Raw genomic sequence first — 13,943 nt, 5'->3', positions numbered from 1 at the left:
CTGAGTGCTGAGTGCTGAGTGCTGAGTGCTGAGTGCTGAGTGCTGAGTGCTGAGTAAAAATATTAGTTCCTAGCCCCTTGCTCCCTGCTAAGAGCCTATTTTCATGCTTGGTGATGTACGAAGTTCATGGGGACTGCCTCCAGCAAGAACTGCCTCAAAACCCGTAACTTTGTACTTCATGCAAATGAAAACTACTGTAAAAGCACAACAGCTTATTACTTTAAAGCAGTCAAATCTTGTTGCTCTAAAACCACATTGAAAATCAATGTAAAGCTCACGTTTGGGATGAGTCGGCGTAAAACTTGTAGATGAGCTTCCGCATCACTACGGCGACGAAAACGAGCTACAACTTGGTTCTGCATATTAGGTAGAAGCCGGATTATACACCAAGGATTGAGCTTTTCGAGATAAGTCATCGAATTCTCCTCGTAAAATCTGTAATTTCCAAGACAAAAGCCAGCCTACTGTGACGGTGGCTGGCAAGAAATATCAGAATGATATTGAAATTAGATGCAGTTTCTACTCACTCTTGTCTGGAAAACAAAGCTTCTGCAACACTTCTTCGGGGATATCTTCAAAGTGTTCCAGCAAAAAGTTCATCAGTGCAAGGTGGCGTAAATCGGTAGGCATAGGACGGCGGTAGTTTTTACCTCTAGCAAACCAGCGCCGAACGGTAGAAAGGGAACGAGAGCAAATCTGAGCAATTTCTTCGTAGTTCACCTGCCATTTGGAGTAAAACTGCTTGGGAGTCATGCCCAATTGACAGTAACTGTAGAGTTGGATCAAATCTTGCTCTCGCTGCTTGAGTGGATGAGGATTCATCAGTATATATCCTCGCTAATGGGTTCTAAATCCTCTTCCCAAGCAATATCGGCAGATGTCCAAGCCGCACTGGGACTGTCTTTGCTCAACCAAATCAGGTAACACCAACTCCAGCAGCAGCGATCGCCAGTAAAGCTATAAAATCGACCAATGACAATGCCCCAGTCAGTATCGCTTTGGGTAGAGATCCAACGCAAGCGATCGCCATATAAAAATCTGGGTGTCTTTGCTACATCAGGAAAGTTAGCAGGAAGCTCAATAGATGCGTCTGGGTATTTCAGGTTAATCAAACCTGAGACTATATCTTGGTGACTGTGCCGGATGAGATTGAGATAAGCAGCAATCAACTTACCATTGATACTCTGAGTTAACCCAGATATCAGAATTGCAGCTAGACTTTCTATTTCTTGCTGCTGGAGTTGCATCCAAGTGCTATCAAAGTCAGCATCAGAGTAGTTGTTGAGCTTTGCTAGTAATTCTGTGATGCTGAAATCATCTAAAGCTTGTTGATAAGCTTTGTGTTGATCTGTTTTGTAGCTAACAGGCTTTAACATTGTATATGTCTCCTGTGATATGGGGGCCAAAAGCCAGCATCCGCCCTGAGAAAGTTGATGGCTGGCTTTTGACTTACAAGTAATTATACGCTAAAATAAAGTAATTTTATGTTAATTAGTGTGTTTTAATGCGTTTAACATAAAAAAATCAAAATTGCTTATGATGATGACATGGCAAAAGTAACTGTAACTATTTATATGGAAGAAGAAGACAAAGAAGCCCTGCAACAATTGGCTGATGCAGAGGAGCGTTCTTTGTCTCAAATGGCGGTGTTAATCTTGAAACGAGCGATTAAACAAGCTCAGAATGACCGGACAATTACACCACAGTAATTCGTAATTTATTAAATAAGCGCGAGTAGCGACTGTCTAATTTCTGCCTATCTGTTGGGAAACTTTGGTTATGTGGGCTTGTAATTTACTGCTGTACATCCTTGAGATATTTGCACACAGATGGTGCATTCCCAAGGAATGTAAAAATTTTAGATATATACCAAGGTAGGGTGTAAACCTTGTGCTATTTTGTTAAACAGCTTCTAACATCCTCTACTCGTGTCTAATATTTCTATTGGAATCCGAATACCAGCTAATCTTTATCAGCAGTTGGAAAGCTATATTGCCAAGACTCACTTAACCAAAACTGAAGTGATATTAAATGCGTTGGCTCAGTATCTGGATGTCAGCGAAGAAATTTCATTGAGCCAGAGAGTGGCAGCATTGGAAGCTCAAATGATAGAGCTAAAAAGTTTGGTTAAAAATACTTCCAGTACAAATATAAGCGCCATTTAACTGAATTCTCTTTCCGAAGTTTTTATTTAAAGATTTGGCAATATGAAAATTGAAATCCAAGGACGAGATGCAGTAAAAGCTACAGAAGAACTCTTAGCAATTGAAGGAATAGAAGGAAACTATCAAACCATTAAAGAAGTCGAACGGGAAGGAACCCTAGCCACTATAGCTACGATTGTGGGAATTGTGAGTGGAACATTGACCATTGCAGAGAGCATTCACAAGTGGAAGGAGAAAAACCAGAAGTCTTTACACGACCCAACTGGTGCCAGGATTGAGAAAGTTTTGATTGTTACAGATGACAACCGTCGATTACTGCTTAAAGACGCAACATTAGAGCAAATCAAAGAGATTCTGGAAAACTACAAGTAGCAATGAAGATTCTTCACCTTGACCTCAAACCCGTTGGGGATCAGTACGCCGAGTTCTGTTTCTTCTGGGATAACCCCAATGATTGTCAGCCCCGTCAGCTACCCCTGGCAGAAATCACTGAGTTGATTCAAAAGGCAGAAACAGACTATTACACCAGGCTACCTGAAGACTATGCTAAAACTGGGCAGGCACTTTATAACTGGTTAGACGGGAGCGATCGCAATCTCCAACGTGAAATTGACAAGCATTGGCGTGAAGGTATAGTTCTAGCCATTGCGGCGACAGAAAAACTCGCCCATTTACCGTGGGAAATACTGCATGATGATAAAAGTTTTTTGGTGGAACGGCGACCTGCCATTATTCCCATTCGGTGGGTAAAGGATGATAATTCCAAACAACTAACTTTGGAACATCAACCAGCAAATCGAGCATTAAATGTTCTTTTTATGGCAACTTCCCCATTGGGAATCGAACCTGAACTGGATTTTGAGGCAGAAGAAGCCCAAGTTTTGTCAGCAACGAAGCGCGAACCCTTATCTTTGATAGTGGAAGAAAGTGGTTGCCTAACTGAGTTAGGTTCTTTGGTGGAATATTACAAAAAGGATTACTTTGATGTTATCCACCTGACAGGTCATGCTACGTTTCGGGATGAAAAACCATGTTTTCTCACTGAGACGGAATTGGGAGAAGCAGAATATAGCAGTGCAGAAGACATCGCTACAGAACTGCAATTCCAACAGCCTGAGCTAATTTTCCTTTCCGGTTGTAATACTGGATACTCAAGGGACGCAGGTGCAGTACCATCAATGGCAGAGGCATTAATAAAGGAAGGTGCAACTGCTGTTCTCGGTTGGGGTCAGCAAGTGTTGGATACTGATGCAACCGCAACTGCTGCTGCCTTGTACAAAGAATTATCAGCCGGAACAGAGCTAACAAAAGCAGTGGCAATCACCTATCAAGTACTGCTAAACAATCAAGCACGAGATTGGCATTTGTTGCGCTTGTATGTGGCAGAAACCCTGCCGGGTGCCTTGGTCGAGCGCGGACGTAAACCCGTACCTCGTGCTTCTGTTGCTCAAGAGTTTTTAGATCCAGAGAAGAAACTTAGAGTTGCCACCCGTGAGACTTTTGTTGGTCGTCGTCGCCAGTTACAAAACTGTCTGCGGGCACTCAAGCCCTATTCAGAAAAGATTGGGGTTTTAATTCATGGCATGGGAGGATTAGGAAAAAGTACTATTGCTGCCAGATTGTGCGATCGCTTATCTGAACATGAAACAATCGTTTGGTCGTAGCAAATTTCTGAATCTTGTTTTGTGAGTAAGCTAGCAGATAAACTGAGGAATGCAGAACTACGGACAGCAGTCAAAGAAGGCAAAGAGGAACTCAAATATCGATTGCGAGATGTATTCAGGGAGTTGAACCAACCTGGAAATAAACCCTTTTTGCTGGTATTTGATGACTTTGAGTGGAATTTAGAACATCGTCAAGGAAGGTATATTCTCAAAACTCAAGTAGCCGAAATATTGAAGTCATTAGTGTGGGCAATTAAAGAGAATAATGCCGACCACCGTATTATTATTACCTGTCGTTATGACTTTGAATCAGACCTGAATGAATCATTCTACAAACAGTGTCTAGAATCCTTCCGCAAATCGGATTTACAGAAAAAACTGAGTCGATTAAAAGCTTTTAATTCCAAGGAAATTTCTCTAAATTTAATTGAGCGAGCCAAAACATTAGCTGATGGCAATCCTCGTTTGTTGGAATGGTTAAATGATGAGGTGTTTTTAGGAGAAGACGCAGAAACAAAACTCACTCAACTTGAAGCTAATCCTACTAAATGGAAGGGAAGAATAATTTGGGAAGAGTTATACAAGCAACTTGACCAAGATATTGAGCGAATACTCAGTCGATGTTTGGTATTTCAAATTCCCGTCCCCATGCTAGCATTAGAATTAGTAGCAGTTTTTGAACCTATCTCTGGCTACAAAGAACAGTTAAAACGAGCGATTGAATTAGGGCTTATAGAAGTAAGCCCCGAACCAGAAGAATCAAATCGACTTTATCGAGTTTCCCGTCTTGTACCTCACATCATCCCCAATATCCACCTCCCTGAAGCGTCAGAAGTCTATTCTCTCTACCAAAAGGCTCATGAAATATTACGTCAGTTATGGAGTAATCCAGAGAACGAAAGCGAAGAAAAATGGCAAGAGATTTTTCGATTGAAATTCGCCAATAAAAAAAATCCTGAACGATTCAGGCAAGGCTTTTCTCAGATGTTGGCAGTTCAATTTAACCGCGAAGCTGATAGTGCTTTTAAATCCGAATTGAGAAAATGTACTGATGAATTGGTAGCAGATAGACTATGTGAAGCATTGGAAAATTATCTTCAGCAAAAACAGTGGAAAGATGCAGATGAGGAAACTGCTTGGATTTTTTACCAAATCATCGTTAAACAAAACTACAAAGATTGGGACGATTTGTTAGAAAATATTCCCTGTGAAACTCTCAAGGAAATTGATCGGCTTTGGCTTCAAAACAGTAATAATCAGTTTGGTATTAGCATTCACCGTGAAATTTTTTCCCAGAGTTTAGACAGTTCGCGCATTGCGAATTTTTCTTCTTGGCATGCTTGTACTTTTAGTGAGCGCGTAGATTCATCATCATTACCTGTATTACCTGGGATATTACCTTGTCTAATTTATACAGATCGTGGTTATGAAAATTTATATAGGACTTGGGATATGGAGCGAATCTCTTCTCTCGCGCAGAGACTTGTAAACTGTAACATATAAAGCATTCAGGTTTTTGTAAACATTTATCACAGCCCTTTTTTCTACACAGTAATCAGCATTTCATAAATCCGAGATGCACAAAGCATAAAGTTTAAATCCATACTTCTGGTGCGCTTTTTTAATGGCATAAAGGAAGACTTCACGACATTCCAAGCGTGTCAGGCGAAATTCCCTATTATTGCAACGGGTAGTACCGCAGCGCGGAAGTCAAAAGTCAAAAGTCAAAAGTCAAAAGTATTATGTAATGAGGTTTTTAGGGATTTTAAATAGTGAACCCGATAGCCGTAAGGCGTGGCAGAGCGCCATAGGGTTGCCCTATTTACGCCGCGTTGTAGTAGTGATGTGGTTGGAGTAGTTGGGCTTGAGGTCACGGGGTTTTCGAGCCATCTTTTCACCAATTAGGGGTTAGTTATCACATACCAGTAATAGCCTCAAGACAGTTTAGGAATAGTTTCAGGGATGCTGTAGAGTAAGTCAAAATTATTACAAATGCGCTGCCAGTGTTGGCGGATTCATCGGGATTTTGTGAGCAGAGGAGTTGAGCGATCGCACATCATAAAAGCGTAGAGCTAAAGATGAATGGTACATCAATTAGTTCACCAGTTGCGATCGCTTAAATTAGCTACTAAAGTTTTTGAGATTGTCTCTTAATTGTTGATGAATGCGTTGGCGTAGACCGCCGCAGGCATCGCACCAAAAAGGAATTACAGTCTGCCCTTGACAAAGAAGCTTCTAGCGCTACTTGCTTGTCAAACTCTGCCAATTGTAAAGGTTGTTCAGGCGATCGCGTGGTTAATAACATTAGTCGCTTCATCTTTTCTTCGGGAAGAGACTCATCAAATAACCAAGGTTCTTAATCTGTTACCGACGACAAATAATTAGTCACTGTACATTGATTTATGTCAGACTCTAAGATTGAGGAATACTTTCATCAAAGCCGATGATGGGATTTGAACCCACGGCCTGCTGATTACGAATCAGCTGCTCTACCACTGAGCCACATCGGCGTACACAATCTAAGAGTATAACATGATTTAATCATGGCGGATCAAAATCCTAAAAATCGCCTTAACCCTGAACAGTATGCCAGCCTGAAAGCAGAAATAGCCGCTCCTTATCGCGGCTTCCGACAATTTTTCTACATTGCTTTCGGTGCTTCTGGCTCACTCGGTGCATTCGTCTTTTTCTTCCAAGTCCTTGCCGGACGCAATGTTGAGAGTGCTTTGCCTAGTTTAGCTCTCCAAATAGGAATCGTTGCTTTAATGGTTTTCCTGTGGCGGTGGGAACAGCGTCGGCAACAACGCCCCAACTCGGGTAAAAATCCTAATTCCTGAAGGGAGAAATTTTAGCTAGTTAATTTTTGACCACTTTCTTTTAATATATCTTTTCTTCAAATTTACTCATGCTTTTATGAAGATTAAAATATTTAGAAAGAAAAAATAAAAAAATTATTAGGAAATCCCAAAAAGCAAAAATTTCTGAGAAAATAGAAATCGTTGAAACGGGGTCAGCTAATATAAAGACCTTGACCATAAACCCAATCACATTCAAATGGGGTCAGCTATATTTAAAGACCCCAAATTTTATGATTAAAAAACCCTAAAATTAAAAAACCACTAAATTGGAAGCGCCAGACTGATAATTTTTTAGTCTGGCGCTTCCAATTTGCTAACTAGACATTTACTGAACTGTTACCAAATAAGATGAAGGAATTGGTTGGGCACGTCCAGCATTAACGAGTGCCTGGTAAACAAAGGCAGCAACTTCGGCTCTAGTCGCTTCACGATTAGGATTGAGTTGCTTGGCTGTGGGATAGTTGATTACTAGTTGCCGTGTAGTTGCGGCGGCAACTGGTGCGATCGCATAATTAGGAATCTGAGCAGCATCGGTGTAAAAGGAAACGACATTTTGATTATTTGCTGTTAAGCCCAAACCATTAGCTAAAGAGACTAACGCCTGCACTCTAGGAATTTGCTGCTGTGGCTTAAAAGTGCCATCGGGATAGCCAGAAACAAATTGACTCTGGTAAGCAGATTGAATGGCAGCGTAAGCCCAGAAATTGCTTGCTACATCCTTAAACTGAATGGCTGCGCGTTTAGTTGGTGGCTTTAGGGCTTTAGTGACAATAGTGGCAAATTGAGCGCGGGTTACAGGTTCATTGGGTTTAAAGCTGCCATCAGGAAAGCCCGCAATAATATTTTGGGAGGCTAAAGCTTCGATGTAGGTTTTTGCCCAGTAACTTGCTGGTACATCTTTAAAGGCAACAGGGCCTCCAGGGGGTACGTCAACAGTTGCAGCAACAAAATCTACTGAGCCAAAAATCTTTTTCTGATCGATATCGTTGCCAACAGCGACAATTTTACTGGTTTTAGTGGCGTTGTTCACATCATAACGAGTGTTATTGCGGATCAGATTGCCACCAGGATTTTCGTTGGTGCCAAGGTCGGGTGAAGCGTTGACAGTTGCTACTACTCCATCCCGTTTATTGTTTTGAATGAAATTTTTACGCAATACGGGCTTGGCTGACTCTGAGATAAAAAGACCGTCTTGGTTTTCGATAATTTGGTTTTCTACAACTAGAGGTGTAGAAGTCCCACCGATCGCAAGCCCAAAACCAGTATCCTGAAATAAGTTACTCCGAATTTCTCCTTGAGCAGCTCTAGCAACTGAAATCCCATTGCCTTTGTTTTGCACAAAAAGGTTACTTTCAATTTTGGGATTACCTGTACCCGTGACAAAAACACCCTCTCTGACACTGTTAGTAAAAGTACTGTTTTTGATAATTGGATTAGTTGACTCTACCCACACAGCTGTACCCCGGCTATTTGGGTTGGTGACGGTGACACCAGCGATCGTGGTATCTTGCTCGGCAAGGATGGTAATGTCCTGTCTGGCAAAGGTGCGACTCGTATAGAAGCCTCCACCTGTAATCAATATCGCCTGACCTTTACTAGCTTCATCACCCCGCAGCGTCACCCCTGGTTTAAGTAAAAGCGGGAAGGTTTCACCACTTTCCTGGTTATAGGTACCAGGTGCTAATTGAATCACTGCACCTGCTTGGGCTTGACTGAGAGCGAAACTGATGCTTTTGTAGGGTGCTGCCGAGGTTGCACCAGCACCAGCCCTATCTGCACCAGTTGCTGGATTAACATAAATCGCTGTGGCAGTTGCAGGAGCTTGCGCTGTATGAGTTGGGGCGATATTTTCTGGATGAGTGGTATCAGCATTAACCTCATTAGGTAGTAATATTGACCCACTAGAAACAACAAGGATTGCCGTTAGCCCGGCTCCTACGCGCAAAGTATATCTGAGATGACTGCTGGAAAGAAGGCGAAAATTTTTCGCAAGAGTAATGTGAGAACCCCAATATTTCATTTTTTGAGTCTGTGATGTGCTGAATTACGGTATGTCAAACAAGGTTAAAGATAACAGCGTTGTAACTGCTCTAAAACCCATGCAAAACTATACTGGATGATTAGCACTGATTCAGCTAAATTCCCTAGATAGGTCACAGAACTTATACATTAGTTATATTGTGTTATTCAGAAAATTTTCTTAGGGGCACTATGGGGATGAGGCGATTTTTAGTATTCCCTAAAGCTAGGTGCTGCAACTAATTCTGCTGGAATATCATCACAGAAAAAGCAAACCTATTGGAAATCGGGAGAAATGCGTTTTAATTTTTTGGAGCTGCGTCGCGTCTTAATTTTAGTAGGCATTATCTGTCTTCTGTTTTTGTCCACTCCTGCCTTTGCAGCAGAACGAGTAGTTCTGAAGTATGGTATCTTCCGTGAATCACTTTCTGTAGAGGAACTATCCACCTTTGCCCAAACAGGTGAACTCTCAGGTTCACTAAGAGTTAATTTAGCTTTGGTGCGACAAGACCCCAAAGCCATTCGTCAGTATTTAACAAAGCCTGTGAAGGCAAGCCCTGTATTTTTAGATAGAGTGCTGAATAGCCAGATTGGTAATATTATTTTGGATCAAATTAGTCAAGTTATTTCTACACCGTCTCAAAGAGCAAACCGCCAAGCTTTACGAGCCGCTTTGGTACTTTCTGCGAATCAAGACGGGCAAGTGTCGCTAATTGAAATTATTAAGAATTATCCCACAAATGAAGTGGAAGTTGATGGCGATCGCTTGCAGGGTGCATACCGTCAACTCCGCCGCTTGCAAACAAACCTACAAGATTTATTTGGTCTTTAGTAAGCTAAAGTTTCTAAAGTTTCCCTTAAATACCGTTGTACCTGATGTTCCAAGCGAATTCCTTCTAATTGAGCATCGCGTTCTAGTTGCCAGCGTTGAAAACCGGAACTAGTGGAGATCGCACATTTGAGGCTATACCAAATTTCAGTATTAACAGAAAATTGGCGATCGCTAGAAGCTGGAATTTGAGCCATAGTTTCTCATTCCTTTGTTTTAACTTCAACGGTAACTTAGTATTGGCAATGGGGCATTGGGGAGCCACTGCGGTCTTGGGGTCTCCCCAAGTGGAGCAAGTGGCGTCATTGGTTATTAATTATTCTCCTCTGCACCCTGCCTCCCCTAATACTTATTTGTAGCTCTTTAAAGTGAAATAATATACTTTACAGGCTGCTACGAATCTGTATTTATCCTAAACAAGGATTGCAACAATCGGGGCACGATTTGATTAACCCGCACTCCTAAAATGGTGAAATCTTGCTTAATCTTTTCTAAAGATAATGGCTCGATACCAGCGAATTCTGTCTCATTAATCACCAAAACTCGCATTACACTCACAGGTATTTGTAAAAAAAGATTGCCGCCCAAAAAGGCTAATCCCGCAAGTACTAATGCAAGACTGCGCCATTGTGGGAGAAATTTCGCTGAATTTGCTACTAATGGGGCAATTTGGTAAAGATACCACAGTATCCAAACCGACAATACTGCTGCAACTAATGCCAGGATACGATTTAATTTTGTATTAATTAAACAGAGAATTTTCCGCTGCCGTTCAGTCAGATTTTCTGGCTTTAGGGCTATTCCTAAAAGAGCAAATATATAAAAGGGGCGACGCAACTGCATCCATAGCAGTGGCATAACACCAATGGCGGCAACTAAGAATAGCTCCATCCAGACTGGCAAAAATGGTTCGCCTACAGACAAAAACAATAAGCAGAGTACTAAAAAAACAGGCAACGTCGCCAATCCAGCGACGTGAATCCACAAAATAGGTTCAGAGCGGAATGAATGCATATTATAAAAAGTTGTGAGTTAAGAGTTAGGAGTTAAGAATCAGAAGCCTTTAACTCCTAACTCCTAATTTATTACTCCTAACTTCTAACCATTTTACCCTCAACACTATCTCGTTAAGGTGAGAGTGCGGCGCTTTGTAACCATCTGATAGGATTCGATGATGTCACCTTCAACCCAATCATTGAATTTATCCATGCCGACACCGCATTCATAACCGGCGTTGACCTCACGAGCATCTTCTTTCATCCGTTTTAAGGAGTCAAGGACGCCTTCAAAGATCACCTTACCGCCACGTCGCACCCTGACTTTGCAGTTGCGAACTAGCTTGCCAGATTGAACGTAGCAGCCAGCAACCGCACCACGACCGACTGGGAAGACGGCACGGACTTCGGTTTGACCCAAGGGTTCTTCCACCAACTCTGGTTCCAAAAGACCTTCCAAGGCATCTTGGATATCTTCTAGGAGTTTGTAGATTACGTTATATTCCCGGACATCGACACCTGCTTCATCGGCGGCTTGTCTAGCGCCACTGGCAAAGGTGGTGTTGAAGCCGATAATTACAGCGTTACTGGCAGCTGCTAAGTCGATATCTGTCTCGGTGATTTCCCCAGCCGTAGCCAACAACATCCGAATTTGGACTTCGTTTTGCGGGATTTGCTTGAGCGCTCCCACAATGGCTTCCACCGAACCTTGTACGTCTCCCTTCAAGATCAAGTTGAGTTCTTTCAACTCGCCTTCTTGTGCTTGAGCCGACAGGGTTGTGAGGGTAACACGTCCTTGTAATAGGCGGGATAGGCGTTGTCTGTCTGCGCGATCGCTAGCGAGTGCTCTGGCTTCTTTCTCGTTCTGGAAGACCTCGAACTCGTCGCCGGCTGCTGGCACATCACTTAAACCCAGTACCTCGACAGCAAAGGAAGGAGAAGCAATGTCTACTCTCTTGCTTCTGTCATCTACCATTGCCCGGACTTTACCGAAGGCCGAGCCAGCTACTAAGATATCTCCCACATGCAGGGTGCCATTCTGAATTAGCAGGGTAGCAACTGCTCCCTTAGCTTTATCCAAATGTGCTTCAATGACAGTTCCTTTGGCGGTACGATCTGGGTTGGCAGATAGTTCTGCAACCTCTGCTACTAAGAGAATCATCTCTAAGAGCGTATCCAGATTTTCACCTCTGATGGCGCTCACGGGAACCATGATTGTCTCACCGCCCCAGTCTTCTGATGTCAGACCATACTGGGTCAGTTCTTGTTTCACCCGCTCTGGCTGTGCCCCTTCTTTGTCAATTTTGTTGATTGCAACAACAATTGGCACTCCCGCAGCTTGGGCGTGACTAATGGCTTCAATAGTTTGGGGACGAACGCCATCATCAGCAGCCACTACTAAGACGGCAATGTCTGTTACCCGCGCTCCTCGTGCCCGCATAGCTGTAAAGGCTTCGTGACCAGGAGTATCCAAGAAGACTATCTGCTGAGGTTTGCCCTCATGTTCCAAATCTACATGGTATGCACCGATGTGTTGAGTGATCCCGCCAGCTTCGCCAGCAGCCACCTTAGTTTTGCGGATTGAGTCGAGCAAGGTTGTTTTACCGTGGTCAACGTGACCCATAATTGTTACCACTGGCGGACGGCGGTGGAGATATTCTAGGTCTTCTGCGCCGACCATTTCCGTAATTTTCCGAGCTTCTGCTTCTCGTTCGGCGGTTTCGACTTCTATTTCTAGTTCTTTTCCTACCAGGGTAATTGTGGGAATATCCAGATTTTGGGTGATACTCACCGCCATGCCTTTAAGGAACAGGATTTTGACAATCTCTGTATCGGGAACAGCTAAAACGTCAGCTAGTTCTTGCACAGTCAAAGGCCCTGTGATCGTCACTTTTTCGGGGCGATCGCGCTTTGTCTCGGCTTCTTGGCGACGGTTTTGCTGATGGTCGCGCCCAGAACCAGACTTGGAACCAGACCTGGAACCAGACTTTCTGGCTCTTGCAGTTGGGGCGCTAGCAAGGGTTGCACCTGGTACCTGTACAGGTCGAGTAGCTTTCGGTTTGGGAGGACGAGCGATAGAAAGGCTGACTTGGACTGTGGCTGGTGAGTCGATATCGTCATCATCGAGCAAATCTTCTTCAAACTCATCATCAAGTATGGGTTTGATCCGCTTGCCTTTGACGCCGGCTTTTGCCTTCTCTTTAACCTCGTCAATTATTTCCTCTTCTACCCACTTTTTGCCGCCTTTGGTCGGTCGAGGCGGACTTGGGCGTTTCAAATCGAGGAGATCCGGTGTGACTGGTTCATCACCCAATCCTTGAGATTTGCCCGCTATTCCTGACATCTGTCTGGGTGGAGTAGCGATCGGCATTGCGGCTGCTACTGCTTCACCTGGACGTGCTGGTCTGGGTCTTTGTCCCTCTCCCAGTTGTGATGGTGCAGATGGTCTATTGCCTCTCGGCTCTGGTCTGCTGGGTGAAGGGGTGGGACGACTTGTTCTTTGTGGTGCAGATGGTGGAGACTGGTCTGTTGGCAGTTTAGCGACTCTTGGCTTAATTTGCTCGCGATCGCCTTCTGCGGGTCGTTGCCGTTGATCGCGTTTAAGGATCGGTTTATCTGCCTGAGATACTGGCAGCTCATCTACCACCTGCGCTTCTTCTGCCGCAGGTCTGGCTGGAGGAGCAACTAGTTGTGGTTTGATCGGTTTTTCCGATTTTGGTCTGGGTGGAACTATTTTTTCCGGTTTTTGGGATGCTGTTTTTTCCTGTGCCGGATTTGGATTAGGCGTTTGTTCCAAGTCAGCGATCACAGGTTGCTCTTGAGTCTCAGATTGAGTCCGGGGCACAGGTCGAGTTGGTGCTGCCGGTTTTTGGGGTGAGACTGGTGTAGCGAAAGGCCGTGGAGGAGAGGGAGGATTAGCTTCAGACAAGGCAGCTTGGGTATTGTTAGCAAGTGACGCCTCTGGGGCGTTGGGAGTAGTATTTCTCAATATTTTGGGTTTGCGTATTTCCAAAATTTGCTGTTTGTGGGGTGCAGCAGGTCGGTTACGTCCGCCGTTAGGTGGTGAATTTGGCTTATGGCTGGTTGTACCTAGTTCCTTTTTGGCTGACACATTCGTAGCTGCAAGCTTTTCTGCTGCCGCCCGGATGTTTTCTGCCTCGGATTCTGAAATCGTGCTGCTATGGCTTTTGACCGCAATATCGAGCTGGTCGCAAATTGCTAGTAGCTCTTTGTTATCCAAATTCAATTCCTTTGATAATTCATAAATTCTAACTTTGCCGTTGTTCATCCACTCTTCCCCTTTAATTTACAGTTTTAGCGGATGGTTGCCTGGGAGTGCGACATCTCCATCCTTGGATTACTGTTTTTAGACTGCCGTTCAGTTTTTGCCGGTGCCTCCAATCAGGAAAGAG

At 43.6% G+C, this 13,943-nt stretch carries 15 protein-coding genes and 1 tRNA gene; 7 read left to right on the top strand and 9 right to left on the bottom strand.

Features of this window, described 5'->3' with window-relative positions; all coding sequences use genetic code 11:
• Positions 1–215: 215 nt before the first annotated feature.
• The 3 genes from HWQ58_RS20715 to HWQ58_RS20705 form a co-directional block, all read right to left on the bottom strand.
• A complete protein-coding gene (locus HWQ58_RS20715) occupies positions 216–416 on the bottom strand; it encodes a hypothetical protein (protein WP_292866640.1) in 201 nt (66 codons plus the stop codon).
• 103 nt (positions 417–519) lie between these two features.
• Positions 520–822, bottom strand: a complete 303-nt coding sequence (locus HWQ58_RS20710; RefSeq protein ID WP_292866638.1) for a helix-turn-helix domain-containing protein — start codon at positions 820–822, stop codon at positions 520–522.
• Positions 822–1,376, bottom strand: a complete 555-nt coding sequence (locus HWQ58_RS20705; protein ID WP_292866636.1) for a hypothetical protein — start codon at positions 1,374–1,376, stop codon at positions 822–824. The genes HWQ58_RS20710 and HWQ58_RS20705 overlap by 1 nt, the downstream gene beginning before the upstream one ends.
• Positions 1,377–1,547: 171 nt before the next feature.
• Here HWQ58_RS20705 and HWQ58_RS20700 point away from each other — a divergent pair, with 171 nt between their 5' ends.
• From HWQ58_RS20700 to HWQ58_RS20680, 5 genes are all read left to right on the top strand, one after another.
• A complete protein-coding gene (locus tag HWQ58_RS20700; protein WP_292866635.1) occupies positions 1,548–1,709 on the top strand; it encodes a ribbon-helix-helix protein, CopG family in 162 nt (53 codons plus the stop codon).
• A gap of 219 nt (positions 1,710–1,928) precedes the next feature.
• Positions 1,929–2,165, top strand: coding sequence for a DNA-binding domain-containing protein (locus tag HWQ58_RS20695; protein ID WP_292866633.1), 237 nt, complete (start codon positions 1,929–1,931; stop codon positions 2,163–2,165).
• 42 nt (positions 2,166–2,207) lie between these two features.
• Positions 2,208–2,537: a hypothetical protein gene (locus HWQ58_RS20690; protein ID WP_292866631.1), complete on the top strand. Its 330-nt coding sequence runs from the start codon at positions 2,208–2,210 to the stop codon at positions 2,535–2,537.
• A gap of 2 nt (positions 2,538–2,539) precedes the next feature.
• Positions 2,540–3,829 carry a CHAT domain-containing protein gene (locus HWQ58_RS20685; RefSeq protein ID WP_292866629.1) on the top strand — a complete coding sequence of 430 codons (1,290 nt, stop codon included), beginning with the start codon at positions 2,540–2,542 and terminating at the stop codon, positions 3,827–3,829.
• A gap of 21 nt (positions 3,830–3,850) precedes the next feature.
• Positions 3,851–5,332 (top strand): GUN4 domain-containing protein, encoded by a 1,482-nt coding sequence (locus HWQ58_RS20680; RefSeq protein WP_292866627.1) that lies wholly within the window; start codon positions 3,851–3,853, stop codon positions 5,330–5,332.
• Between the two features lie 625 nt (positions 5,333–5,957).
• Here the strand turns inward: HWQ58_RS20680 and HWQ58_RS20675 are convergent.
• Both HWQ58_RS20675 and HWQ58_RS20670 read right to left on the bottom strand, forming a co-directional pair.
• A complete protein-coding gene (locus HWQ58_RS20675) occupies positions 5,958–6,146 on the bottom strand; it encodes a hypothetical protein (RefSeq protein WP_292866625.1) in 189 nt (62 codons plus the stop codon).
• A 121-nt stretch (positions 6,147–6,267) separates the two neighbouring features.
• Positions 6,268–6,339: transfer RNA gene (locus HWQ58_RS20670), tRNA-Thr, on the bottom strand.
• A gap of 33 nt (positions 6,340–6,372) precedes the next feature.
• On the opposite strand from HWQ58_RS20670, the gene HWQ58_RS20665 reads away from it, so the two are divergent.
• On the top strand, positions 6,373–6,666 hold the full coding sequence (locus HWQ58_RS20665; RefSeq protein ID WP_292866623.1) for a DUF3493 domain-containing protein: 294 nt from the start codon (positions 6,373–6,375) through the stop codon (positions 6,664–6,666).
• Positions 6,667–7,012: 346 nt separating this feature from the next.
• Here the strand turns inward: HWQ58_RS20665 and HWQ58_RS20660 are convergent, their stop codons facing one another.
• The gene (locus tag HWQ58_RS20660) at positions 7,013–8,707 is read right to left on the bottom strand and encodes a DUF1565 domain-containing protein (RefSeq protein WP_292866621.1); all 1,695 of its coding nucleotides are present in this window, start codon (positions 8,705–8,707) and stop codon (positions 7,013–7,015) included.
• 294 nt (positions 8,708–9,001) lie between these two features.
• Between HWQ58_RS20660 and HWQ58_RS20655 the strand changes: the two genes are divergently transcribed.
• Positions 9,002–9,538, top strand: coding sequence for an alpha/beta hydrolase (locus tag HWQ58_RS20655; RefSeq protein ID WP_292866619.1), 537 nt, complete (start codon positions 9,002–9,004; stop codon positions 9,536–9,538).
• Here the strand turns inward: HWQ58_RS20655 and HWQ58_RS20650 are convergent.
• From HWQ58_RS20650 to infB, 3 genes are all read right to left on the bottom strand, one after another.
• Positions 9,535–9,732 (bottom strand): hypothetical protein, encoded by a 198-nt coding sequence (locus HWQ58_RS20650; RefSeq protein WP_292785942.1) that lies wholly within the window; start codon positions 9,730–9,732, stop codon positions 9,535–9,537. The genes HWQ58_RS20655 and HWQ58_RS20650 overlap by 4 nt on opposite strands.
• Before the next feature lie 196 nt (positions 9,733–9,928).
• Positions 9,929–10,549: a low-complexity tail membrane protein gene (locus HWQ58_RS20645; protein WP_292866617.1), complete on the bottom strand. Its 621-nt coding sequence runs from the start codon at positions 10,547–10,549 to the stop codon at positions 9,929–9,931.
• Between the two features lie 105 nt (positions 10,550–10,654).
• On the bottom strand, positions 10,655–13,819 hold the full coding sequence (infB, locus tag HWQ58_RS20640) for a translation initiation factor IF-2 (protein ID WP_292866615.1): 3,165 nt from the start codon (positions 13,817–13,819) through the stop codon (positions 10,655–10,657).
• Positions 13,820–13,943 lie beyond the last annotated feature (124 nt).

The organism is Nostoc sp. LPT (assembly GCF_017115165.1).
Lineage (GTDB): Bacteria > Cyanobacteriota > Cyanobacteriia > Cyanobacteriales > Nostocaceae > Nostoc.
Note: the sequence above shows the minus strand (reverse complement) of the source record. Positions and strands in the feature narration are given on the sequence as shown.